This is a genomic window from Propioniferax innocua (genome assembly GCF_006716235.1).
Classification (GTDB): Bacteria; Actinomycetota; Actinomycetes; order Propionibacteriales; family Propionibacteriaceae; genus Propioniferax; species Propioniferax innocua.
This window is the reverse complement of the sequence record NZ_VFOR01000001.1, coordinates 204,641-227,710: the sequence shown is the minus strand read 5'-3', so window position 1 is coordinate 227,710 and position 23,070 is coordinate 204,641. Positions and strand designations below refer to the sequence as shown.

At 65.6% G+C, this 23,070-nt stretch carries 21 protein-coding genes; 16 read left to right on the top strand and 5 right to left on the bottom strand.

Going from position 1 to position 23,070, the window contains the following annotated elements:
* Positions 1–14: 14 nt before the first annotated feature.
* From hisD to FB460_RS01035, 6 genes are all read left to right on the top strand, one after another.
* Complete coding sequence (hisD, locus tag FB460_RS01060) at positions 15–1,331, top strand: histidinol dehydrogenase (protein WP_425466943.1); 1,317 nt, start codon at positions 15–17, stop codon at positions 1,329–1,331.
* Positions 1,331–2,476, top strand: a complete 1,146-nt coding sequence (locus tag FB460_RS01055) for a histidinol-phosphate transaminase (RefSeq protein ID WP_142092289.1) — start codon at positions 1,331–1,333, stop codon at positions 2,474–2,476. The genes hisD and FB460_RS01055 overlap by 1 nt, the downstream gene beginning before the upstream one ends.
* Positions 2,473–3,105 carry an imidazoleglycerol-phosphate dehydratase HisB gene (gene hisB / locus FB460_RS01050; RefSeq protein WP_142092288.1) on the top strand — a complete coding sequence of 211 codons (633 nt, stop codon included), beginning with the start codon at positions 2,473–2,475 and terminating at the stop codon, positions 3,103–3,105. The genes FB460_RS01055 and hisB overlap by 4 nt, the downstream gene beginning before the upstream one ends.
* The gene (gene hisH, locus FB460_RS01045) at positions 3,102–3,725 is read left to right on the top strand and encodes an imidazole glycerol phosphate synthase subunit HisH (protein ID WP_142092287.1); all 624 of its coding nucleotides are present in this window, start codon (positions 3,102–3,104) and stop codon (positions 3,723–3,725) included. Before hisB ends, hisH begins: the two co-directional genes overlap by 4 nt.
* A gap of 129 nt (positions 3,726–3,854) precedes the next feature.
* The gene (locus FB460_RS12985) at positions 3,855–5,339 is read left to right on the top strand and encodes a hypothetical protein (RefSeq protein WP_170209892.1); all 1,485 of its coding nucleotides are present in this window, start codon (positions 3,855–3,857) and stop codon (positions 5,337–5,339) included.
* 194 nt (positions 5,340–5,533) lie between these two features.
* A complete protein-coding gene (locus tag FB460_RS01035; RefSeq protein ID WP_142092286.1) occupies positions 5,534–6,922 on the top strand; it encodes a hypothetical protein in 1,389 nt (462 codons plus the stop codon).
* A 70-nt stretch (positions 6,923–6,992) separates the two neighbouring features.
* On the opposite strand, the gene FB460_RS01030 is transcribed toward FB460_RS01035, so the two are convergent.
* The 4 genes from FB460_RS01030 to FB460_RS01015 are packed head-to-tail and all read right to left on the bottom strand — an operon-like array spanning position 6,993 to position 11,048.
* A complete protein-coding gene (locus FB460_RS01030; protein WP_142092285.1) occupies positions 6,993–7,535 on the bottom strand; it encodes a hypothetical protein in 543 nt (180 codons plus the stop codon).
* A gap of 51 nt (positions 7,536–7,586) precedes the next feature.
* A complete protein-coding gene (locus FB460_RS01025; RefSeq protein ID WP_142092284.1) occupies positions 7,587–8,969 on the bottom strand; it encodes a polysialyltransferase family glycosyltransferase in 1,383 nt (460 codons plus the stop codon).
* A 56-nt stretch (positions 8,970–9,025) separates the two neighbouring features.
* Positions 9,026–9,976, bottom strand: a complete 951-nt coding sequence (locus FB460_RS01020; protein WP_142092283.1) for a glycosyltransferase family 2 protein — start codon at positions 9,974–9,976, stop codon at positions 9,026–9,028.
* Complete coding sequence (locus tag FB460_RS01015; RefSeq protein ID WP_142092282.1) at positions 9,969–11,048, bottom strand: glycosyltransferase family 2 protein; 1,080 nt, start codon at positions 11,046–11,048, stop codon at positions 9,969–9,971. Before FB460_RS01015 ends, FB460_RS01020 begins: the two co-directional genes overlap by 8 nt.
* A 41-nt stretch (positions 11,049–11,089) precedes the next feature.
* Between FB460_RS01015 and FB460_RS01010 the strand changes: the two genes are divergently transcribed.
* The 7 genes from FB460_RS01010 to FB460_RS00980 all read left to right on the top strand — a co-directional run bounded on the left by FB460_RS01010 (position 11,090) and on the right by FB460_RS00980 (position 19,490).
* A complete protein-coding gene (locus FB460_RS01010) occupies positions 11,090–12,115 on the top strand; it encodes a hypothetical protein (protein WP_211345778.1) in 1,026 nt (341 codons plus the stop codon).
* 10 nt (positions 12,116–12,125) lie between these two features.
* Positions 12,126–12,863: a bifunctional 1-(5-phosphoribosyl)-5-((5-phosphoribosylamino)methylideneamino)imidazole-4-carboxamide isomerase/phosphoribosylanthranilate isomerase PriA gene (gene priA, locus FB460_RS01005; protein WP_246044191.1), complete on the top strand. Its 738-nt coding sequence runs from the start codon at positions 12,126–12,128 to the stop codon at positions 12,861–12,863.
* The gene (locus FB460_RS01000) at positions 12,856–15,174 is read left to right on the top strand and encodes an HAD-IB family hydrolase (protein WP_142092280.1); all 2,319 of its coding nucleotides are present in this window, start codon (positions 12,856–12,858) and stop codon (positions 15,172–15,174) included. Before priA ends, FB460_RS01000 begins: the two co-directional genes overlap by 8 nt.
* 1 nt (position 15,175) lies before the next feature.
* Entirely contained in the window at positions 15,176–16,726 is a 1,551-nt protein-coding gene (locus FB460_RS00995; RefSeq protein ID WP_170209891.1) for a lactate racemase domain-containing protein, read from the top strand.
* Positions 16,723–17,544, top strand: a complete 822-nt coding sequence (locus tag FB460_RS00990) for a lysophospholipid acyltransferase family protein (protein WP_142092278.1) — start codon at positions 16,723–16,725, stop codon at positions 17,542–17,544. Before FB460_RS00995 ends, FB460_RS00990 begins: the two co-directional genes overlap by 4 nt.
* A 112-nt stretch (positions 17,545–17,656) precedes the next feature.
* Complete coding sequence (locus FB460_RS00985; protein ID WP_142092277.1) at positions 17,657–18,694, top strand: GNAT family N-acetyltransferase; 1,038 nt, start codon at positions 17,657–17,659, stop codon at positions 18,692–18,694.
* A 46-nt stretch (positions 18,695–18,740) separates the two neighbouring features.
* Positions 18,741–19,490, top strand: coding sequence for a YebC/PmpR family DNA-binding transcriptional regulator (locus FB460_RS00980; RefSeq protein WP_142092276.1), 750 nt, complete (start codon positions 18,741–18,743; stop codon positions 19,488–19,490).
* A 24-nt stretch (positions 19,491–19,514) separates the two neighbouring features.
* On the opposite strand, the gene FB460_RS00975 is transcribed toward FB460_RS00980, so the two are convergent.
* On the bottom strand, positions 19,515–20,474 hold the full coding sequence (locus FB460_RS00975) for a patatin-like phospholipase family protein (protein ID WP_211345777.1): 960 nt from the start codon (positions 20,472–20,474) through the stop codon (positions 19,515–19,517).
* Between the two features lie 137 nt (positions 20,475–20,611).
* Between FB460_RS00975 and ruvC the strand changes: the two genes are divergently transcribed.
* From ruvC to ruvB, 3 genes are read left to right on the top strand one after another with little or no spacing between them, the layout of a single operon-like run.
* A complete protein-coding gene (ruvC, locus tag FB460_RS00970; protein ID WP_142092274.1) occupies positions 20,612–21,265 on the top strand; it encodes a crossover junction endodeoxyribonuclease RuvC in 654 nt (217 codons plus the stop codon).
* Entirely contained in the window at positions 21,262–21,867 is a 606-nt protein-coding gene (gene ruvA, locus FB460_RS00965) for a Holliday junction branch migration protein RuvA (protein ID WP_142092273.1), read from the top strand. The genes ruvC and ruvA overlap by 4 nt, the downstream gene beginning before the upstream one ends.
* A gap of 23 nt (positions 21,868–21,890) precedes the next feature.
* Complete coding sequence (gene ruvB / locus FB460_RS00960) at positions 21,891–22,961, top strand: Holliday junction branch migration DNA helicase RuvB (RefSeq protein ID WP_142092272.1); 1,071 nt, start codon at positions 21,891–21,893, stop codon at positions 22,959–22,961.
* Positions 22,962–23,070: the final 109 nt, after the last annotated feature.

Genomic DNA, 23,070 nt, shown 5'->3' with positions numbered 1-23,070 from the left:
CCTAGACTGGATCGGTGCTCACCATCACTGACCTCCGCGGGCGTCTCGCCGCGGGCGAGCAGATCGATTATCCGCTCGTCGTTCCTCGTGCCACGTTCGATGTCAATGCCGCGCTCAACACCGTGCAGCCGGTGTGTGACGCAGTCGCCGCCGAGGGTGCGGCTGCGCTGAAGCGCTTCAGCGAACGTTTCGATCATTGCGTGCCACCCACATTCCGCGTGCCGCAGGAGAAGATCGACGAAGCAGTCGAGCAGCTCGACCCAACGGTGCGCAAGGCCATTCAGGTGGCGATCGCACGTCGCCGCAGCGTCTGCGCTGCCGAGATGGGAGCCGCCGAGTCGGAGGTGGAGCTTGCTGCGGGCGCGAAGGTGGTGAACCGTACCGTGCCGGTACGGCGTGTCGGCCTGTACGTGCCCGGCGGGCTGGCCCCACTGAGTTCCAGCGTCGTGATGAACGTGGTTCCGGCACAGGTCGCCGGTGTCGAACAGATCGCGGTCGCCTCACCGCCCCAGGCCGACCACGGCGGCTATCCGCATCCGACGATTCTCGCGGTGTGCGGGCTGCTGGGGGTCTCGGAGGTTCTGGCCGTCGGTGGTGCGCAGGCCGTGGCGATGTTCGCGCACGGGGTCACCGACGTCTGTGAGCGTGTGGATCTGGTGACTGGGCCGGGAAACATCTACGTGGTGGCGGCCAAGCGTCTGCTTCGCGGGTTGGTGGGCATCGACTCCGAGGCCGGACCCACCGAGATCGCGGTGTTGGCCGATGATTCGGCCGATCCCGCGCACGTGGCCGCCGATCTCATCTCCCAGGCCGAACATGATCCGCTCGCTGGTTCGGTGCTGGTCACCGATTCGGTCGAGCTCGCCGAACGCGTCAATGCCGCCATCGCCGAGCAGGTCCCGCAGCTCGCGAACATCGAACGGATCGAGACAGCATTGGCGGGGGAGCAGTCCGGGATTGTCCTGGTGGATGATCTCGACCAGGGGATCGATGTGGTCGACGCCTATGCTGCCGAACATCTCGAGGTGCAGACGCGAGATGCCTCGGCCGTCGCGGCCCGTGTCCGCAATGCCGGTGCGATCTTCGTCGGACCGTATTCGCCGGTGCCGCTCGGCGACTACTGTGCCGGCTCCACGCACGTGTTGCCGACCGGAGGAGCAGCCCGACACTCATCGGGTCTGACCGTGCATGCCTTCCAGCGCGTCCAGCACATCATCGAGTACGACGAACAGGGCCTGGCCGGTGTGGCCGATGACGTGATCGCGTTCGCCGATGCCGAGCTCCTGCCGGGGCACGCCCAGGCGATCCGACTTCGTGCGCGAGGTGCCTGATGCTTCCGGTACGACCTGAACTCGTGGGGCAGGAGCCCTACGGTGCGCCCCAGCTGGACGTTCCGGTGCGTCTCAATGTCAATGAGAATCCGTTCCCACTGCCGCCGGTCGTGGTTGACGCCGTGACCGAGGCGACACGTGGGCTGGCCGCGGGGCTGAACCGTTACCCCGACCGCGATGCGGTGGCCCTGCGACGCAGACTCGCGGGCTATCTGGGGCACGGCCTCGATGAACGCCATATCTGGGCCGCCAATGGAAGCAATGAGGTGATGACGCACCTGCTGCAGGCGTTCGCAGGCCCGGGGCGTCGCGTCCTGACCTTCACCCCGACCTACTCCATGTACCCCGAATATGCGCGGAACACCTGGAGCGACTATGTGACTCTTCCGCGTTGCGAGGACTTCTCGATCGATCTCGACGCCTTCGAGGCGGCGGTCGGCCAGGAGATGCCGCACGTGGTGATCGTCACCACGCCCAACAACCCCACCGGCACCGCGACCCCACTCGAGGTGATCGCGCGGATCCTCGAGATCACCGAGAACGGCGAGGCATCGGCCATGGTGATCGTGGACGAGGCCTACCAGGAGTTCGCCCGCCCGGGAACAGCCTCCGCGCTCGACCTGCTGGAAGACAACCCCCGGCTCGTGGTCACCCGGACGATGAGCAAGGCCTTCGGCTTCGCCGGTGGTCGACTCGGCTATCTGGCCGCTGCGCCCGAGGTGGTGGATGTGTGCCGTGTCGTGCGTCTGCCGTACCACCTCAGCGCAGTGACCCAGGCCGTGGCATCCGCCGCCGTGGACCATGCCGATGTGCTGATGGGGCAGGTGGCCGAGCTTCGTGCCCAGCGTGATCGGATGGAGGCCGAATTGCGCGGCATGGGGCTTGAGGTCGCCGAGAGCGATGCGAACTTCGTCCTTTTCGGGCGTTTCGAGGATCGGCATGCGGTGTGGGCCGATCTGCTCGAACGTGGCGTGTTGATCCGCGAGGTCGGCCCACCGGGATGGCTTCGGGTCAGCGCCGGAACCCCGGAGGAGACCGACGCCTTCCTCAGGGCCATGTCGGAGATCGTGCCGGACGCCGTACTGATGGACACCGCAGTGATGACGGACGAGGCAGCAGCACAGGTGAACAGGAGCAATGCATGAGTCGAACCGCGACGATCAGCCGGACCACCAGCGAATCCTCGGTACGCGTCGAACTCGATCTCGACGGCACGGGCCGGAGCAGCATCTCCACGGGAGTCGGCTTCTACGACCACATGCTCACCACGCTCAGCAAGCATTCCCTGATCGACCTGACGGTGGAGACGACCGGTGATGTGTGGATCGATGCCCACCACACCGTCGAAGACACCGCGATCGCGATGGGCGATGCCTTGCGCGAGGCCCTCGGCGACAAAGCCGGTATCCGGCGTTTCGGTGATGCGTTCGTACCGTTGGACGAGGCTTTGGCCCACTGTGTGGTGGATGTCTCTGGACGTCCCTACGCCGTTCTCGAGGGCGAGCCCGATACGCAGGTCTATGCGCTCATCGGTGGTGGGCCGACGCCCGACGGCAGGCCGGGAACGCCTTATGCCGGGTCGATGACGCACCATGTGCTGGAGACGCTGGCGCACCATGCAGGCATCTGTCTGCACGTGCGTCTGCTCTCGGGACGGGATCCGCACCATATCGTCGAGGCACAGTTCAAAGCCGTGGCACGGGCGCTGCGTGCAGCCATCGAGCCCGATACGCGCACCGCAGGGGTGATCCCCTCCACCAAGGGTGCCCTGTGACGAGGGTCTTGGTTCTCGACCACGGGTCGGGGAACCTGCGCTCGGTCTGCCGAGCGGTCTCGGCGGCCGGGGCAACGGTTGTTCTCGGGAGCGCGTCGGCAGACGCCGCCCGCGCCGATGCTCTGGTGCTTCCCGGCGTCGGTGCCTTCGACGCGTGTATGCGTGGTCTGGTGAGCGTGGGCGGAGATGATCTGGTGCGTGAGCACCTGGCAGCCGAACGTCCGCTGCTGGGCATCTGCGTCGGACACCAGATGCTCTTCCAGCGCGGCATCGAACACGGCATCGACGCTGAAGGGCTCGGGATCCTCGAGGGAGTCGTGGAGCGTGTGCCGGCGAAACGTCTTCCCCACATGGGATGGAACACGGTGTCGGCAGCGGCGGACACACAACTGTTTCGCGGTGTGGAGGGACAGTATTTCTATTTCGTGCACACGTACGGGGTGCTCGTACGCGGTGACCGTACCGGCGTATCGACCTGTCGTCATGAGAACGCGCAGATCGTGGCGGCGGTGGAACATGGCTGCGTCTCGAGCACACAGTTCCATCCGGAGAAGTCCGGTTTCGCCGGGCATGAACTTCTGGTGAACTGGCTCCGTACAAGGCGATCCAAGCTCGGCTGAAACCGTGTTCTGGCGATACGGTTTCTCCGTGGACGTGTTGGCGCGTTGGTCGTCGTGCGTGCCCACTGCCATCAATTGAGGCGGCACGCAGATCAGGCGCATGTCGTGTTATCCGAGGAGTAGTCACCCATGAACTCGTTCTTCGAGCGGTCAACCAGCTCGCTTCGCATCGCTTTGGCCGGTGTGGCGGTGTTGAGTCTCACGCTGGCTGGTTGCGCTCGTTCTTCGGAGCAGGGCGGTCAGGGCCCCGCGAATGTGAACACGCAGCCGCCGGTGGCTTCGCAGACACCGGACTCCTCGACGAACGACGACTCCACGGAGCCGGGTGCCAATAGTCCGGATCCCGGCATGGACCCCGGCATGGACCCCGGCGGTGATCCGGACTCGGGGATCGATCCGAACCACGATCCTGGAACCGTGGGTGACTCACCGGGCGACGGGGCGACCGACCCGAATCGTGACCCGGGAACCTCGGGACCTGATCAGGGGCCTGTCGATCCCGGAACTGGACGTGCACCGGGCAGCGTTCCTCTTCCCACTGACTCGCCCATGGACGAAGGCGACGAGACAGAGGACTCCGAGGAGGGCAGCAGCGAGAAGGCTGACGGCCCCGCAGACAACGAGGTCGTCCCCGGACACCGTCCGAGCCCCGCGCCCGAACCGTCTGAGCCGGAAACTCCCGTGCCGGGTGATGAGCAGCCCGGTTCCGGAGAAAACGATGACCGTGATGACGTTGAGGGACCAGGTGGAAACCAGCCGACGACCGTGCCGGTGATCGATCCGGGCGATGATTCCGACGATGGCCCCGAGCCCACGAGCAATCCTGAGCCCACAAGCAATCCTGGGCCCACGAGCAATCCTGAGCCCACGAGCAACCCCGAGCCGACGGGGCGCCCGGTGGAGCCAGAGCCGACGGGTTCCCCAGTGGAGCCCGAGCCCACATTCGATCCCGAACCGACAGATGGTCCGGAGCCCGAGCCCACATTCGATCCCGAACCGACAGATGGTCCGGAGCCCGAGCCGACACCGACTCCGAGTGAGACGCCCGAGCCCACTCCGACTCCGAGTGAGACGCCCGAGCCGACACCGACTCCGAGTGAGACGCCCGAGCCCACTCCGACTCCGAGTGAGACGCCCGAGCCGACACCGACTCCGAGTGAGACGCCCGAGCCGACACCGACTCCGAGTGAGACGCCCGAGCCGACACCGACTCCGAGTGAGACGCCCGAGCCGACACCGACTCCGAGTGAGACGCCCGAGCCCACTCCGACTCCGAGTGAGACGCCCGAGCCGACACCGACTCCGAGTGAGACGCCCGAGCCGACACCGACTCCGAGTGAGACGCCCGAGCCCACTCCGACTCCGGGCGAGACCCCGGAACCGACCGTGACCTCGGAGCCGACCACCGCGCCGGAACCGACCACCGCGCCGGAACCGACCATGACCTCGGAACCTCAGCAGGAGCATTTCGATCCCGCCACCACCGGCGAGTCCGTGGAGGATGTCGCTCCGATTGATGATGCGTCGACGAACGGTTTGACTCCGCAGGACGAAGTGGCGATTGAACCCATGAACACGCGCGCCACGAGCCCCCGAGCTTCCAAGCGTTCCTGAGTGTCGAACGGCATCCGATGCCAGGCAGGTATCAGAATCCAGAGGCGACGGCTCGGCCTGCACCGAGACCGGGAAGCCGCCATGCGCTGGGACCGCCAGCACACCTTGGTGGAGCCGATGCCGCCGCTGGCCCGTTTGCACCCGGCCCTCCGGGGCAACGTGTCAACGGAAATCTTCCTCCACAACCTTCTCCGATGAACAAAGAACACGCGTCCCCCTCGCAGCCCAATACCGCAGCGACGTCCGCCCGTTCAGGTGCACCCACCGGGTCAATGCCCGTCTGGGCGCAGGGTGATGATCGCTTCTGGCCCGAACCCGGACGAACATCACCTCCTCCGGTCAGCAGCCCGGAGATCGACTTCACAACCCCCAAGGATCCCGCCCCGCAGCAGATGCCCCCGCGTGGTGGACGCCGCGGTGGCCGTCGAAAGGGCGGCCTGCCGGACATGATTCGATGGATCCTCCCCGTTATCGCTCTGGCCGTGGTGGCCGCGCTGGGAGGAATCCACCTATGGCGTTCCAACTCACCCATGACTGAACCGCCTCCGGCCTCCCAAGGCACCAACAGGGTGCTCAATCGTCCCGCCCCACCGGGATGGACCCCTGAACTCGCATGGCACCAGAACATCGCAACCACCCCCGCGGTGTCAGTGTTGATGAATCGGGTCGCCTTCGTGCAGGATGGACGACTGACCGTTGTTGACGGCGATTCGGGCTCCGAAGAGTTCATCTCCCCGCCTCTGCAGTTGTCACCGAACGCTGTTCCGGTCATCTCACGCATCGCGGGCAGGCCCGTCGTCGGTGTCCAGGACGGTTCGGTCTTGACGCTCTGGCCACTCCCGTCACCCAATGGAGCAGCCGGTACACGGATCACTCTGCCGTTGAACGCACAGGTCTTCGGCCAGTCCGGTGGTCTTCTTGTCTCAACCGGAAACGGCTCGTGGCGGCTGACCAAGGAGCTTGAGCTCGAGCCCCTGAATCTGCCCGGCCAGCATGTCGCTTTGGGCGTCAACGGGGATGGCGAGCTGCTCTCGGCGCCGTTGGAGAATTCGTGGACCTTCACCGATCGTGAAGACCACAGCCGTCAGGTGGAGATCATCGACAAGCCCGAAGGCACGGTCGGAGGAATGAAGATCGCGTGGAGTTCACGTGGCGTTGTCGCCGCTTGGGGCGAGATGCGTGACCGATCTCGACGCACCGTGGGTCTCTACTCCGCAGACACCGGTGACCTGTTGGCCCAAGGCAGACTGTCGGCGCAGCAGGTGGCCGATGGCATGCCGCTCACCGTCTCCGAACATGCCACGCATGCCGCGGCCGGACCGCTCCTCGCAGATCTCCAGACAGGTGATGTGCAGGTGGTCCCCGGTTGGTCCACCGTGATGTCGAATGACGTCGGTATGTACGGAACAGTCAATGGCACCCGTCAGTTCTGGACAGCGAAAGGTGGCGTCACCGAGCTGAGGCCCGGCACCGGTGTTCCGTGGGGCGTGTCCAACTCGGGCCTGGCCATCGTCGTGGACACCAATACCGACGGGAGTTTCGCCATCGGTGGATTGCGTCCCGATCCGAACCATCCTCGCTGACCTGCACCGGTCTTTGTCTGTTGGATCTGATCGCTCGACGTCGATCGGACGGTGAAGCCCGATCAGGTGGTCAGGAAAGCCGGACGTTTTCCGCATTCACCTCGAAACGATGGTCGAAGGTCTCCTCGCCCAGGAAGCTGTTGCGAAGTGATCCGGTCCAGTGGACGTCGAACACGTACGGCCGCACCCGTGTCAGGGTGATTCGGTGACCACCAACCATGCCGTTGCCCAGCACCCATGCGCCGATCGCAAGATCCTCAAGAGGGTTGTCGAGCGAGACCTGCTTCACCGGGTCAGCGGTCAGCACCATGCCATCGAGTTTGTGCTCCTCGAACGTCGAGGTCTTCGACGGAAGCTTGAACCCGCGGTTGCCCCATTGGAGTGAGGACAGGATGGCGCACTGCGCTTCCAGCCAGGTCTCAGGACGGTTCCACGCAGACGCATCGGCGAGAGCCCCCACAGGTGATCCAGCCGACTCATAGGGCGCCGACACGATGTGCGCATGCAGCCGCAGATTTCCCTGCTCATCCCCACGCAGGGTCAGACGGAAACGCTCGAGCGAATGTCCTTCGGGCCAGGGGCTGTCGGTGAAGACGATGCGTCCGGTGCTCATGCCGGGACTATACCGATCACGCCCGTGCCCCACGAGGACCTGCCCGTCGCATCAGGACGGTCGGATATTGCTGCCGAGACGCTGCTCCAGTCGACGTTCGGTCGCGTAGACGCGTCGCGCCACTCGGCGGACGATCGGCAGGGCACGGGTCCGCAATGTGTGCGTTCCCCCGGGTAGTGCGAGTTCGGCCAATCGGGCGGGCGGGAACAGAGCACGTTCGCGGTCGGTGAGTTCGCCGGCCAGAACACGCACCGCCTCAGGGCGGCGATGCACCAACACCTCGGGCTGCATGACATGGCCCAGCGTCACCAACAGGTCAGCTGTGCGTTCGATGCTTGTCGGCTCGAGGTTGTCCGGCCCCGGCACAAGGGCGTCGACCAGCAACAGGGGAATGCGGTTGCTGTTGGCCAGTGGTTTCAGCCGTGTCATGAGTTCTCCGGTACCGACGCGAGCAGCCGGAATGGAGAAGAGCGTCGAGGCGGTCAACAGCCCCGTCGAGAAGCAGCCGACAACACGCTCCACGTCGAGCCGCGCGAACAGGGTCTCGGCCAGGACCGGCGCGGTGCAGACATGGACCTCGACGCCCAGATGGGCTGCGCGTTCCAGCAGAGGGCCGGTGAGTTCACTCGGAGCGGTGGGATGCGGTTTGAACACCAGTGTGCGGGCCCCCAAATCGATGGCGTGCTGAGCCATGTCGGCATGCAACCGCGCTTCATCCTCGGCGCTTATCAGCCCCAGTGGTGAGAGATACTGCCCGAGCAGCACCGTCACCGGACGATCCTCGGGCACCTCGAGTGGAACATCGGCACCGAGCCCGGAGAGGACCTCACGGCAGGTGTCCACGGGGAATTCTTCATGGTCCACACCGAACTCGTTCAGCAGCAGGGGCTCGAGTCCTGGGATGAGCGGGAGCGTGACCACACGTTCGATCCGGGAACCGACCTCGGCGTCCAGCTTGATGCGGGTGGGGCCATACGACATGAGCCCGTCGGCATAAACGGTGATCGGGGCCTGGGAGAAGACCCACCCCAACGACCAGGCCGGTGGTACCTGAATCGACTCCATGATCAGCTCCACGGGAGCGTTGCCCAACCCCCACAGGGCACGAAAGGCACGCTCCCAGACCGGTGCCTCCTCGGGCGTCGGCCGCCAATGCCCCGGGTGGAGAGGTGCGAGGGTCTCGTTGAACGAGACCACCTCATCGAACACCGCCGTCAGACGTTCAAAATCGGGATTCTCGCTCATCTCCGCAGTGGTCTCGGGAACCGCCGCGTTGTTGCTGGTGAGCAGGATCCGCCGCAGGGCGGGCCCTTCCCGGTCGAACGTCCCATGGATGATGCCCGCGTGCAGACAGGCGAGCCCGTAGAGGGTCGAGGCTTCGAAGATCTGCACATGCTCCGTGCTGGAGGAGTGCTGGCTGGCGTCGAGAGGCATGGGGGACTCCTGCTGAATCGAGGGGCGCGAGGACGAAGAAGGTCTGGTCGAGTGGGTCATGCGATCACCCGTTCGATGCGGGCCCGACGGTCGGGAAGCAACCCCGCGATGACCCGGTCACGAGGTTCGGCGGGCAGGGAGCGGAAGTGTTCTGCAGCCATCGCCTGGAAAGTGCGTTGGAGTGGCCCGGGAAGGCGAGTGTTGCTCAGGTGATGCAGGAGCAGTTCGCAGGATCGTTGGATGGCCTTCGGCAGGAAACGCTCGCCGTCGGGATCCACGGCGAGGAGATCGATGATCGCGTCGAGGGCCCTGATGAAATCGAGCTGACGCTCGTCGGCCACACGGGAGAGCGATCCACCGACGTCACGCCGATAGTGGACGCCGATTCGCGGGGAGATGGTGAAGGTGTGCGCATGAAGGAACATGTCCCAGGTCCACACACGGTCCTCAGCGGTGCGCAGGTCTTCGCGCATCCACCCCACACCACGGTCCAGAAGCCGACGATGGAATGCCCCTGCCCACACATTGGGGTGATCCACCGCAGTGCGCACGAACGCGGGGCAGATGGCCTCACGCGGATCCCCGACACGCCCACCACGGTGGCTGTCGGGCACACGGCGCACGGTGCGTTCCTTGCCGCGGACCTCGAGATGGTCGGTGCGCACCATGTCGACGCCGGTGGCATCCAGCACATCACGCAATGTGCGCAGATGATGCTGGTCGAAGGTGTCGTCGGAGTCGAGGAAGGTCAGATAGGTCGAACGCGTCTGCCGGAGCCCGGTATTGCGTGCCGCGGAGACACCTCGGGGCTGCCGATGCCTGACCACGTCGAGAGAGAAGTCGACCTCGGCCTGATCGAGAATCCGGGCGGTGGCATCGGTACTGCCGTCATCCACGATCACGACGTCGGTGCGATCATCGACGGCCCGGGAGAGTCCCCGCAGGAGCTGGGGGAGGTGCTGTTCCCCGTTGTGTATGGGGATGATGACACCGAGCCGCTCAGCCATCGATCCGTACCTGATCGACGTTCTCCAGACCGGTGGTGGAGCCCCATGCCACCGACGGTGGAGTGGGGGTCGGACGCATGCCTGTGGCCCGCAGGGCGGCGGCCTGACGCCTGAGTGACTGCACCGACTGACGTCGGCTCTCGGGCATCACCGTCAGCACCTCGGCGAGGAGTTCTTGTGGTGCGGTGGCCAGGAGAGCATCGGCGTCGACCATGAAACGACGGCGCAACGCAGGGCTGAGACGGTGCCGGTTGAGATAGTGGAAGGCAAGCAGGCCCGCCCACGTGCGTACCACCTTGGGGGCGAATCGTTCGGTGTCATCGTGCCGTGCGACCACTTCACCCATGAGGCGCATGGATTCGATGATGTCCAGCTGGCGTTCGTCCCGCACCATCGTCAGGGAGGTGGGGATGCCGCGTCGATAATGGAGCCCACAGACCTCGGAGATCGCGTACGCATCGACCGAGAGATGGAGGTTCCAGATTCCGGGGCGGTCCTCGGCGGTCCGCAGCTGGGGCGGGAACCACCAGATCTGTTCATCGGCCAGGCAACGGTGATACAACCCACCCCAGGAATGGGCGAAGTCCACCGGCGTGGTGCGGTGACCGGGAAGGATCTCCTCACGCGGAGCGATCACGCGTCCGCGTGCACCGCTGGGGATACGTGTGACGAGCCGTTCCTTTCCGGTGGTGGCGATGTGGTCCACTCGCAACCACGGAACACCTGTTCGTTCGGCCTCATCGAGGAGCGCGGGGTAGTACCCACGGCGCACCCAGTCGTCACCGTCGAGGAAGGTGAACCACGTGGTCTCCACCCGGGTGAGGGCCCCGTTGCGCGCGGCGGAGGCACCGCGAGCACTCGCATGGGTGTGGACGCTCGCCCCCGGAAGACGCCGGGCGGCCTCGGCCAGGAGCTGTGGGGTGTCATCGGTGGAGCCGTCATCGATCAGTTCGAAACGGATGCGATCGTCGACCGAGTGGGCAAGACTCGCCAGGCATTCCCGGGCAAGGGGGTTGGAACCACCAAGGTTGTGGAAAAGGACGAATACGGTGAGCCGGTCGCGGGACGCCATGCCGAGCAGCCTACTGGCTGGGGCCACGTAACATGCCCACCATGAATGACGCGTTGGCCTTGGTGGAGTCCCCGGCGCAACTGATCAATGCCGCTGAATGGGCAGCAGCATCCGATGCGGATGTGCGCCTGGTGACGCTCGGGCCAGAACCGGCGCGTACCCGCTTCCAGATGCATCGAGTGGCCGAGATCTGCACTGGTGCAGGCTTCGACCACTGCTGGGCCGAAGTCCGAGGGCCTTTGCCGACCCGGACCGTTGACCTCGCCCGCACGGCGGCTCGTGTTCAGGCGGCATCGACTCTGGTGATCGGTGACCCTTACTCCGGCATCATCCAGATGCTTTTGGCGATGCGTTCGCGTGCCCCTCGGATCGTGGTGGTCGATGATGGCACCGCGACGCTCCGCTACGCCGAGCAATGGGCCTTTGGTGGTCGATTGCAGCGGTGGCATCTCACCGAGCAGCCACGGGCCGCGCGGTTGTTGGCGCCACGCGTGGCGCCATGGCTCGGGCGTCGATCGCCGCATGTGGAGTTGTTCAGTGCGATGCCCCTGACCGGTGAGCGTCCACCGGCCCGCCGTTGCACCTATGCGTGGACGCGCGAGCACTTCGGCCCACCGGAGATTCTGGACACCGTGGATCTGATGGGCTCATCCCTCGTCGAGACCGGCGTGGTCCAAGAGGAGAGGTATCTGGCAGGGGTGCAGCGACTCGTGGCCGAGTACGGCGTCGGACGCTATCTGCCGCACCGCGCGGAGGCCGCTGCGAAGGTCGCAGCCATCGCCGAGATGGGCGTGGAGATCGTACGCCCCGAGCTGCCGATGGAGTGGCATGCCTGCCGTGGCCCGATCGGTCGGCACATCCTCTCGTTCCCGTCCACGGTGGTGCACACCCTGCCGTTGGTACTCGCCGGGACCGGCATCGAGGTCACCGCAATCGATGTCGCAGATGAGTGGTTCGTCACCGACGATGCCTCGGCGCGGGGCTTCGTGGCTGGAATCAACAAGAACCCTCAGGACGCCGTTGCCGAGTCGTCTTCCCGAGAGGCCGGTTTCGCTGTCGTCCGGTAGTGTCTGGCGAGTGAATGCGTTGACCCTCTTGCCAGCCGTGGATGTCGCGGGCGGTCAGGCCGTCCAACTCGTACAGGGTGTTGCCGGGACGGAGAAGACCTTCGGTGACCCCGTGGCCGCCGCACGTCGGTGGCAGGACGCCGGCGCCGAATGGATTCATCTGGTGGATCTGGATGCTGCTTTTCGCCGTGGCACCAACACCGAGGTGATCAATGATGTCGCCAGCTCGGTGGGGATCAACATCGAGCTTTCCGGCGGCATCCGTGACGACGAGAGCTTGGAACGCGCTCTCGCCGCAGGTGCCACGCGTGTCAACATCGGCACCGCAGCGCTGGAGGATCCCAAGTGGTGCGAGAAGATCATCGCCGAGCACGGTGATCGCATCGCCATCGGCCTCGACGTCAAGGGCGACAAACTCGCTGCACGCGGTTGGACGCGTGAGGGTGGCAATGTCTTCGAGACCCTCGAGCGTCTCGATGCTGCAGGCTGCGCCCGCTACGTGGTGACCGACGTCGCATCCGACGGCATGCTGACCGGCCCCAACTACGAGCTGCTCGGGGCGATCTGTGCCCGCACCGAGCGCCCCGTCGTCGCGTCGGGCGGCGTGTCGTCGCTGGAGGACATCCGACGTCTTCGCGGGCTGGTCCCCATCGGTATCGAGGGAGCGATCATCGGCACCGCGCTGTATGTGGGCAAGTTCGAGCTCACCGAGGCCCTCGAGGTGGCCCAGGGAGAGCTCCATGGCTGAGGGACAGGTGCTCAACGGGTCACGCCTGGAGGATCTCCTCTCCGGCAAGAAAATCGTGATGACCGGCGTCACCGGCTTCATCGGTGAACAACTCCTGTGGAAGATCTTGACCGATCTCCCCGGTACCACCGCCGGGGTCCTGGTGCGCCCCAAGGGGCCACGTAGCGCCACCGATCGCGTCCGCTCACTGCTCGAGAAGCCCATCTTCGACGAGGTCAGGAATGCCGCCGGCGGTGTCGAGGCACTCCTGGAGGATCGTGTCCAGGTGATCGAAGGTGACCTGCCCAACGTTCCGAAGCTTCCGCGCGATATGGACGTTCTGGTGCACTGTGCCGGGGATGTCTCCTTCGATCCGCCCATCGATCGTGCATTTCAGACCAACGTGGTCGGTACCCGCGCGTTGATGACTCGACTGCGTGAGTCCTGCTCGGATGCCGAGGGGAATCTCGAGAGGGTTCCGCATTACGTCCACATCTCCACCGCCTATACCGCCGGTCGCAGGCGCGGACACATCCTCGAGAACGCTCACGCCAATGACGTCGACTACAACGTGGAGGCCGAGGCCGCCGAGACGATGGCCCGGCGTATCGAGGCCGATTCACGGACCCCGGCGAAACTCGCCGAACTGCGTCGCCGCTCCGAACGCGATCACGGCAAGGCCGGCTACCTCACCACGGCCGAGCACACCGAGAAGCTGCGTCAGGAGTGGGTGGCCGACAAGCTCATCGAGGCCGGGACCGAACGCGCCCGCTCCCTCGGCTGGACCGATGTCTACACCTTCGCCAAGACGATGGGCGAGAACATCGTGGCCGACCTCGGCCGGGACATGCGCGTGTCGATCGTGCGTCCGGCCATCGTCGAATCGTCGCTGAGGTACCCGCATCCAGGCTGGATCGAGGGCTTCAAGATGGCCGAGCCGATCATCCTCGCCTACGGCAAGGGCAACCTTCCGGAGTTCCCGGCGTCACCGGATTCGGTGATCGACATCGTGCCCTGTGACCATGTGGTGAACGCCATCCTCGCGGTCTGCGCCACCGAACCGGAGGTGGGGGACCCGGAATTCTACCACGTGGCCTCCGGCTCCAGGAACCCGCTGACGTTCCGCCGGCTGTACGAATTGGTGCGCGGCTACTTCGCCGAACATCCCTTCGAGAAACCCGGCTCGGGAGCCGTGTCGCTCCCGGTGTGGGACTTCCCCGGGTGGGCCCGTGTCGAACGATTGCTGGCAACCTCCGAGGTGGCCTCGCGAGGCGCCGATCGGCTCCTCGCCTTCGCTCCACGTGGCAGAAGAACCCGGCAGATCGTCTCCGAGGTCGACAAGAGTCGCAAGAAGCTCGATTTCCTGCGTCGCTACTTCAAGATCTACATGGAGTATCTGCGCTCGGAGCTGCACTTCGTGGACGACCACACCTTGGCGCTGCACCGCTCACTGCATCCCGACGATGTGGCCGCATTCGCCTTCGACACATCGGAAGTGGATTGGTACGAATACATCGTCGAGATCCACTGCCCGAGCATCACCGAACCGGTACGTCGCAATGACCGACGCAAAGCGCAGGCCCCGCCGACCTTCCGCGATCCGTCCGAGAACACTGCCGACCCCTCGACTGTGGTCGCGGTGTTCGACCTGGATGGCACGGTCATGTCGGGCAATGTGGTCGAGACATATCTGTGGACGCGACTTCCGGAGCTGAATGGGCGAGGACGCCTGCGCGAACTCGGCTCGATCATCGGCAAGCTGCCGGAGTACCTGCGTGCCGAGCACACCGAGCGCGGCACCTTCCTGCGGGCGTTCTACCGGCGTTATGCCGGCGCCGACCTCGCCGAGCTGGAACGCGTGATCGACGAGGAGATCACCCCGCACATCCTCGAGCGCGTCAGCTCTGATGCCATCCGTCGGATCCGGGCGCATCGCGAGGCCGGTCATCGGACGATCCTGATGACCGGTGCGATCCGTCCGCTGACGCGACCGCTCGCGCCACTGTTCGACGAGATCGTGGCCGCAGAGCTGCTCACCGACGAGGACGGTCGGTGCACCGGTTTCCTGTCGAGCCCACCGATGGTGGGGGAGTCCCGCCCTGCGTGGCTCCGGCATTACGCCGAGGTGCACGGTGTGGACCTCAGCGCGTCCTATGCGTACGGCGATTCCCATGTGGATCTGCCCATGCTCTCGGTGGTGGGGCATCCCGTCGCCGTCAACCCCGATCGTGGCCTGTTGCGTGCCACACATGCCTACAAGTGGTCCGTCGTCGACTGGGAGGCGAGCCCCCAGATGCCACGTTGGACCCTGCCGCGGACGAAGGAGAACTGAGATGGCCCGCCCGGGATTCGTGCTCGATGTGGACAAGCGAACACCTGCGCTGCTGATTCCTCAAGGCGCGGGGTGTCGGCTGGAGAAGCTGCCGGTCGGCACACGCGTCGCCTACCCGGCGGAATCGCTGCCGGCCCTCCCCGACGTGGATGAGGCCATCTCCGCTGCCGTCGACGCCCCGCTCGACAGCGCGCCGCTCACCGACCGCGTGGCGGGGGCGGAGCGGGTCGCCATCGTCTTCACCTCTGCGCATCGTCCAGCCCCGCCGATGGGAGGCGTCGATCTGCGGATCCGCATCCTCGAGGCTGTTGTCGGACGTCTTGCCGAGGCAGGGGTGAAAGAGGTCTCCCTGCTCGCCGCAAATGGCCTGCATGCACGCCCCGACACCGAAGCCTTGCGCGCTCTCGTGGGCGAACGTGTCTTCCGTTCCTTCCACGATGAAGGTCTCCTGGACACCCACGACGCCACCGACGACTCCAATCTCACCGAGATCGGCGCCACCGATGACGGGGTGTCGGTGCGCATCAACAGTCGCCTGGCCAAGGCAGACTTGGTGGTCAACGTGGTCATCGGCACCGAGCCCGGTCATGTCGGGTGGAACCAGATCGCCACCGGCGCAACCGCCACGGAGACGGTCTGGGCGCAGCTCTCCGACACCTCCGGGAAGGTCACCTCCCAGGTGGAGGAAGTTCTGTCCGACAAGCTGTCGGTACTGCAGATCGAAGTGGCGCTGGATCAGTCGCTGTACCCCGAACGTCTCGCATTCCTCGGCAAGCGTGAATGGGAGTGGAACCTCGGTGACAGAGCCGGTCTCCTGGCGCTGCGTCAGGCACTCAACGTGGCACCCCACCGAGTCCGTCGCGCGTTCTTCGAGCGGAACCCAGGCGCATACGGTGCCATCGCCCTGGTGGGGGGTGAGGTTGCGAAGGTCTCGGAGATGACACGTGCGCGATTGCTCGAACAGCAGATCGTTCCGATCGAGGGCCAGGCTGACGTGATGATCGCCGGTCCTGCAAGCACCACCGAGCACAACCATGACTCGGTCATGAATCCGCTCATCGCCGCCTGGGATGTACTCGGACGCACGTTCGGCCAGCACACCGGTACGCCGGTGGTGCGTCGCGGCGGCGTCATGATCTGTTTCCACCCGCTGATGCAGGCGTTCAACTCGCGTCGACACTCCGCCAGCGAGGACTTCTTCAACACCACGTTGCAGGAGACCTCTGACCCGCAGCGGATCCGTGACGAGTTCGAGCAGAAGTTCCTCTCCGACGCCTGGTACACGCACCTGTACCGCGCGCAGGGGGCCTTCCACGGGGCACACCCGCTGTGGTTGTGGAACGCGATGCAGCCCGCTCGTGAGCACTGCGCCGACATCATCTGGGTGGGCGCCGACCGCGCGAGCGCCGAGCGGCTGGGCATGCGGGCCGCCACCACGCTGGCCGATGCCTTGGAGATCGCATCCAATGCGGTGGGACGCCAGCCCTCCATCACATACATGCACACGCCGCCTTCAATGGTCGCTGACGTCACCGGCGGGGTCTCGGCATGAGCCGCGAACCGGCCACGTGGGCACACGGTGGTGGGCAGCGACGGCAGAGCATGTGGAAGCAGGCCCTGGCAGATATCCGACGCCTTGTCGGCCACCGTGGCTGGAAGGGACCCAAGAACGCCCCCAAGCCGATCCGAGGCCTGCCGGTGATGCCTCATTCGACCGCTCCGGTCGCGCTACGAGCAAAGTTCCATGCCGAAGGAACGGGGCTGGGAGAGCACCTGCTCGGGCGCGGTCCGTTGGTGATCGTGGCCAATATGGCCGATGACGCCGACCCGGGCCGTGTTCTGGCGGCGCTTCCCGCCGAGCGTCGTCGACACACGCTCGTCGTCCTTCGTCGGCCCAACTTTCAGCAGTGGATGCGGCTGCCACTGGCCGAGGTGAACGTGGATCGTCCACGGATCGGTGGCGGTCGTCTGGTGCGTTGGCTTCAGCGCGGCGGAACGGTGCTGTTCTTTCCCGAGTCCGAAATCAGCACCGATGGCGAGCTTGGCGGTTTCCACCCCTTCGGCGCCGAACTGGCCCATCGAGCCGGAGTGCGGATCGCTCCCGCTGCAGTGCAGGGGTCGTTCAACGGCGACGAGGTCCACGTGCGCTTCGGAGCACCGATCTCCATCGAGCCCTATGACACCGCCGCGAGCCGTTCACGTGCCGCTGTGGCTTCGCTCCTCGCCGAGGGGGCCACATCGTGGTGGAAGGCCCTCACCACCCCCGAGACTGATTCTCCGCAGCCAGACCACGCCACGTGGCGTCGGATCTGGAGCAATTCGGCTCCCGGGGCGGACAAGTCGTCCCGACGTCGCTCCATCTGGCGCTGACGCGGTGGTGTGAGGAAAGGATCTCCTCTGACCCGGGATCACAGCGCCCCTGACCGGTACGCCTAAACTGGTTGCTCGGTCCGGTGCTCGGGGCGGATGGGGAGCAGAGACGATGACGCATGCACTCGATGATGTGACGCCGCTGGAATGGCGTGACGCCACCAGCGACGATCTGCGTACGCTCACTGACCTCATCGAGGCGGTCGAATACATCGACCAGCGTGAGGTGACCGTCTCTTCGGCTGAGATCGCGAACATCTTGGATCATGCGTCGGAACGGGATGATTCACACCTGCTCATCGGATTCGGCGGCGACAGCGCCGTGGCCATGACGTGGCTGATCGGGCAGGACGCCGAGGACGGGAGCAGCGGCCCGAAGCAGTTCCGGCTGCTCGGTGAGGTTCACCCGGGTTATCGTCACCAACGCATCGGTGAATCCATGATCGAGTGGCAGATCGACCGCGCGCGTGAGATTGCGATCTCCTGCTCCGATTCGGATCCCGACACAGATCAGGACGCCTTGGAGATCCTCTCCATCAGTGAGGATCGAGATGAACGACGCAAGACGCTGCTGACCGACAACGGATTCACACCCCAACGATGGTTCATCGACTGGCACTGCCGTTTCGACAGCGTCGATCCTGACAGCCGGACCACGCCGAACCACCTGGAGGGCATCTCGATCTGCCCCTTCCTTCCGTGGATGGCCGACGCCGTGCGCACGACCCACAACACGGCCTTCGCCACCGAGCCGGGAGTGCGCCACATCGATCCAGAGCAGTGGCTGGAGTCGTTGAGTGTCTCGACCGCGCGTCCCGAATGGTCGTGGGTTGCGATGACCGACGACGGGTCGATGGTCGGCTATGCCCTGAGCTCGGTGCTCGACTGGGGGACCGATGCGGCGGAGGGCTGGACCGACCGGCTCGGCGTCCTGCCCGACTGGCGTGGACGCGGTATCGGGCGAGCGTTGTTGCAGGCGTCGCTGGGCTCCTTCCGACGCGCCGGACTGGTCGGTGGCGGGCTCGGCGTGGACTTCCGCAAGGAACCCGAAGGCTTGGGTCTGTATGGTTCGGTCGGGTACCAGTCGAGGGACACGATCGTTCAGTTCGGGTTGCGCGAGACCATCGCACAGGCTTCAGAACGCCTCTGACCCGATGCGTTCCTGTTGACATCAGATTCCTTCTGGAGGGAGAACCATGGCCGGACATTCCAAGTGGGCCACCACGAAGCACAAGAAGGCGATCATCGACGCCAAGCGAGGCAAGCTCTTCGCCAAGCTGGTGAAGAACGTCGAGGTCGCGGCGCGTCTTGGTGGTGGTGATCCGGCCGGCAACCCGACCCTGTATGACGCCATCCAGAAGGCCAAGAAGAACTCGGTGCCCAACGACAACATCGATCGCGCAGTGAAGCGCGGTTCGGGCGCCGAGGAAGGCGGCGCACAGTACGAGACCCTGTTCTACGAGGCGATGGGCCCCGCCGGCAGCGCGATCTACATCGAGTGCCTGACCGACAACCGGAACCGATCGGCCTCCGAGGTGCGCGTGGCTGTCACTCGTAACGGCGGCACCATGGCCGACGCGGGATCGGTCTCCCGCATCTACCAGCGCAAGGGCGTGGTGGAGGTGCCGCGTGAGCAGGACGGCCGCACGGTCACCGAGGACGAGCTGCTCGAGGTGACGTTGGAAGCCGGCCCCGAGGATGTCATCGACCTCGGTGATGGTTTCGTGATCGAGTGTGATCCGAACGATGTCGTCGAGATCCGCAAGGCCGTGCAGGCCGCCGGGCTCGATTACGATGTCGCCGAAGTGCGCTTCGTGGCCGACTACGAGACGCCACTGGACGCTGCGGACGGAGCCAAGCTCGAACAGATCATCGATGTGCTCGAGGACTGCGACGATGTGCAGAACATCTACCACAACGCGCAGTTGCCCGAGGACGACGACTGATCCGGTTCCTCCTCCGGGAGGTCCTCAGAGCCCTGCTCGGTCCAGGGCCTCGATTGCCAGTTTGCGTCCGAGCGTGATCATGCCGGATGCGCGGTGGAATTCCGAGACACGTGCCGCGTCGTGCGGGATCTGGATGGCCACGTCCGGCGGATTGCTTGCCGACCGATAGCGCGCGATCATCGACCCCATCATGTCCACGCTCTGGGCGACAAGATCGAGATAGCTGAGGCCCTTGGGAGCCGGGCCGAGCCGATACAGGTCGTTGCTCCGGGCCGGATCGACGTTCTTACGTGCCCAGGCGGTCTGGGCGAACAGGTCAACCGCGCCCATGCGAAAACGCTCCAGCCAGTCGCGTCCGGTGGATTCCTGATCGACTTCATCTGCGCTGGCGTGGTAAGGCGTGCTGATTGCGATGTCCTTGTTCCGGCTGTCAGCGCGGCTCGGTCCGTTGAGCTCGACGGCGACGGTCGCATCGACCGGCGTCGACAGGGTGGGCTCGATGGGTAGCGGATTGACCACACCGCCGTCGATGAGGAGACGGTCACCCACCACCACGGGGGTGATGAAGCTCGGCATGGCGATGGAGGCACGGATCGCCACGTCCATGGGACCCTGCTGGAACCACACCTCTCGGCGAGAACCAAGGTCGGTCGCCACCGCGGTGTAGGGAATGGGGGAGTCCTCGATCTGGATCCCGTCGAGCAGACCGCTCAGGTAGCGAGTGATGCGGTCGCCGCGCACGAGCCCTGGTTCTCGCACCGTGAGATCCATCATCCGGAGCACGTCGAATTGCTTGAGGCCGAGGGCCCAGCCGGTGAATTCGCCCAGTTTCCCGGCCACGTGGAGCCCTCCGATGAGGGCCCCCATGGATGCTCCCGAGACGGCGGCCACCTCGTGCCCCCGTTCTTCGAGCACTTGGATGACGCCGATGTGCGCATAACCCCGCGCACCTCCCGAGCCGAGCACCAATGCGATCCGTCCCATAGGTGTCAAGGTAGCGCGCACCGGGCCCCGGCGTGTCCATCTGCCGGGATTCTTCGGTGCGCCTAAGGTGGGATCGAACGTACGTTCTGGTCGATGCCGGCCATGCCCCAGGTGGCGGCAGGCCGAAGGGAGTGGGCATGCGGGTACTCGGCGTCGACCCCGGTCTGACGCGTTGCGGTGTGGCCGTGGTCGAAGGCTCTCGCTCTCCGATGCTGTTGCACGTGAGCGTGGTCCGCACCGATGCCGACCTTGACACCCCACGTCGTCTGGTGACGATCGAGGCCGAGCTCGACGCGCTGATGGAACGATGGCTGCCCGATGTGGTGGCCGTGGAGCGCGTCTTCGCCCAGAACAACCTCAACACCGTCATCGGGACCGCGCAGGCGGCTGGTACCGCGATGATGGTGGGAGCACGACGTGGGATTCCGGTCGCTGAACACACCCCCAGCGAGATCAAGGCGGCGATCACCGGGTCGGGTCGTGCCGACAAGGCCCAGATCACCACGATGGTCACGCGGATCCTGTCGTTGGACGCCCCGCCGCGACCCGCCGATGCGGCCGACGCCGCTGCCCTTGCGATCTGTCACCTGTGGCGTGGCGCCACGAAGAACCGGATCACCGAGGCCGTGGCGGCTCGTGGGCGTCAGCGTCCCGACCTTGAGGCCCGGGCACAGGAGATCGCCGAGCGTCAGCGTCGTGCGGTGTCGCAGGCTCGTGCGAAGGCCACGGCCTCGACGAACGCAAGAACTGGAATCAGAAAGCCGGCCAGCCGGGGAAGGACCACGACATGATCGCGCATCTGCACGGGACGGTGACAGCAGCGGGTGGAACCCACGTGGTGGTCGATCTTGGCGGCCTGGGGGTCCGGGCCGAGTGCACGCCCGAGACCTCCGCCGCGGTCCGCTTGGGCGAACGCGCCGAACTGCACACCTCATTGGTGGTGCGGGAGGATTCACTGACGCTCTACGCGTTCTCGAACCCCGATGAACGGGACTGCTTCGAACTGGCGCAGAGCGCATCGGGGGTGGGGCCGCGCATCGCCCAGGCGATGATGGCCGTCCTCGGCGCCGACGGATTCGTCGAAGCGATCGCGGGGGAGGACCCCAAGCGTCTGGCCCAGACGCCCGGGATCGGGTCCAAGACGGCCCAGAAGATCATCCTCGAGCTCAAGGACAAGGTCCATGCCCTCGGCGCCGTTCGAGACGACATCTCCACCAGCCCATCGGACGCAGGAGCGTGGCGCCGTCAGGTGGCCGAGGGCTTGGAGGGTCTGGGATGGTCGGCCAAGGATGCCGAATCGGCCTGTGATGCGATCGCGCCGATGGCCGAGGACGAGACCGACGTGGCCGTGCTCATGCGCGCGGCTCTCCAGACCTTCGCGAAGAAACGCTGATCAGATTGGCTCCCATCGACGACATGACGCCCGAAGATGACAAGCAGTCCCAGGCTCGGCCGCACGCCGGTGGTGCGCTCGACCCGTGGGCGGACCAGAGCGAGAGCGCGGCCGAGGCCGCCCTGCGACCCAAGCAGTTGGCTGACTTCGCCGGGCAGAGCCGGGTCGCCGATCAGCTCGGGCTCGTGCTGGATGCGGCCCGGCATCGCGACACGCCGCCCGACCATGTGCTGCTCTCGGGCCCTCCCGGGTTGGGGAAGACGACCCTGGCCATGATCATCGCGGAGGAGATGGGCGCGCCGATCCGCATCTCCTCCGGACCGGCGATCCAACATGCCGGTGATCTGGCGGCGATCCTCTCGGGTCTGGTGGAGGGGGAGGTCTTCTTCCTGGACGAGATCCATCGGATGTCCCGGCCGGCCGAGGAGATGCTCTACCTCGCCATGGAGGACTTCCGTGTCGACATCGTCGTCGGGAAGGGGCCCGGTGCCACCGCCATCCCCCTGGACATTCCTCGGTTCACGCTCGTTGGTGCCACGACGCGGGCCGGGTTGCTGCCCGGGCCACTCCGGGACCGATTCGGTTTCACCGCGCAGCTCGATTACTACGAACAGCCCGCGCTGGAGCGGATCGTGCATCGTTCCGCAGGTCTGGTCGGTCTGCAGATCGATGCCGACGCCGCCGCGGAGATCGCCTCCCGGTCACGTGGCACCCCCCGCATCGCGAACCGGTTGCTGCGCCGGGTCCGTGACTACGCCCAGGTTCGCGGAGACGGATCGGTTGATCTCACGGTGGCGCGAGCAGCCTTGACACTCTACGAAGTGGATGAACTGGGGTTGGATCGTCTCGACCGCAGTGTGTTGGAAGCTTTGTGCGGCAAGTTCGAGGGTGGGCCGGTCGGTGTCACGACCTTGGCCATGGCCGTGGCGGAAGAGGCCGAGACGATCGAGGAGGTCGCCGAGCCCTTCCTCATCCGACTCGGTTTTCTCCAGCGCACACCCCGGGGGCGTGTGGCGACCGCTGCCGGTTGGGCCCACATCGGGATGGTGCCTCCCGACATGCCTTCGAACATGCAGCCCCGGCTCACCGACTGACGACCGCTGTGGTGGCCGATTCGCCGGGCAGAGACGGGGCCGATCACAAGGTTGGCGCGTGCCTTGGGGAATTCGTGCTCGTTCTATGTAGACTCCCGCAGTCAGCCCT

Coding starts and splice junctions, on each gene's coding strand:
- FB460_RS01055 (WP_142092289.1), top strand. CDS start 1,331: ATGCTTCCGGTACGACCTGAACTCGTGGGGCAGGAGCCCTACGGTGCG.
- hisB (WP_142092288.1), top strand. CDS start 2,473: ATGAGTCGAACCGCGACGATCAGCCGGACCACCAGCGAATCCTCGGTA.
- FB460_RS12985 (WP_170209892.1), top strand. CDS start 3,855: ATGAACTCGTTCTTCGAGCGGTCAACCAGCTCGCTTCGCATCGCTTTG.
- FB460_RS01035 (WP_142092286.1), top strand. CDS start 5,534: ATGAACAAAGAACACGCGTCCCCCTCGCAGCCCAATACCGCAGCGACG.
- FB460_RS01030 (WP_142092285.1), bottom strand. CDS start 7,535: ATGAGCACCGGACGCATCGTCTTCACCGACAGCCCCTGGCCCGAAGGA.
- FB460_RS01025 (WP_142092284.1), bottom strand. CDS start 8,969: ATGCCTCTCGACGCCAGCCAGCACTCCTCCAGCACGGAGCATGTGCAG.
- FB460_RS01020 (WP_142092283.1), bottom strand. CDS start 9,976: ATGGCTGAGCGGCTCGGTGTCATCATCCCCATACACAACGGGGAACAG.
- FB460_RS01015 (WP_142092282.1), bottom strand. CDS start 11,048: ATGGCGTCCCGCGACCGGCTCACCGTATTCGTCCTTTTCCACAACCTT.
- FB460_RS01010 (WP_211345778.1), top strand. CDS start 11,090: ATGAATGACGCGTTGGCCTTGGTGGAGTCCCCGGCGCAACTGATCAAT.
- FB460_RS01000 (WP_142092280.1), top strand. CDS start 12,856: ATGGCTGAGGGACAGGTGCTCAACGGGTCACGCCTGGAGGATCTCCTC.
- FB460_RS00995 (WP_170209891.1), top strand. CDS start 15,176: ATGGCCCGCCCGGGATTCGTGCTCGATGTGGACAAGCGAACACCTGCG.
- FB460_RS00990 (WP_142092278.1), top strand. CDS start 16,723: ATGAGCCGCGAACCGGCCACGTGGGCACACGGTGGTGGGCAGCGACGG.
- FB460_RS00985 (WP_142092277.1), top strand. CDS start 17,657: ATGACGCATGCACTCGATGATGTGACGCCGCTGGAATGGCGTGACGCC.
- FB460_RS00980 (WP_142092276.1), top strand. CDS start 18,741: ATGGCCGGACATTCCAAGTGGGCCACCACGAAGCACAAGAAGGCGATC.
- FB460_RS00975 (WP_211345777.1), bottom strand. CDS start 20,474: ATGGGACGGATCGCATTGGTGCTCGGCTCGGGAGGTGCGCGGGGTTAT.
- ruvC (WP_142092274.1), top strand. CDS start 20,612: ATGCGGGTACTCGGCGTCGACCCCGGTCTGACGCGTTGCGGTGTGGCC.
- ruvA (WP_142092273.1), top strand. CDS start 21,262: ATGATCGCGCATCTGCACGGGACGGTGACAGCAGCGGGTGGAACCCAC.
- ruvB (WP_142092272.1), top strand. CDS start 21,891: ATGACGCCCGAAGATGACAAGCAGTCCCAGGCTCGGCCGCACGCCGGT.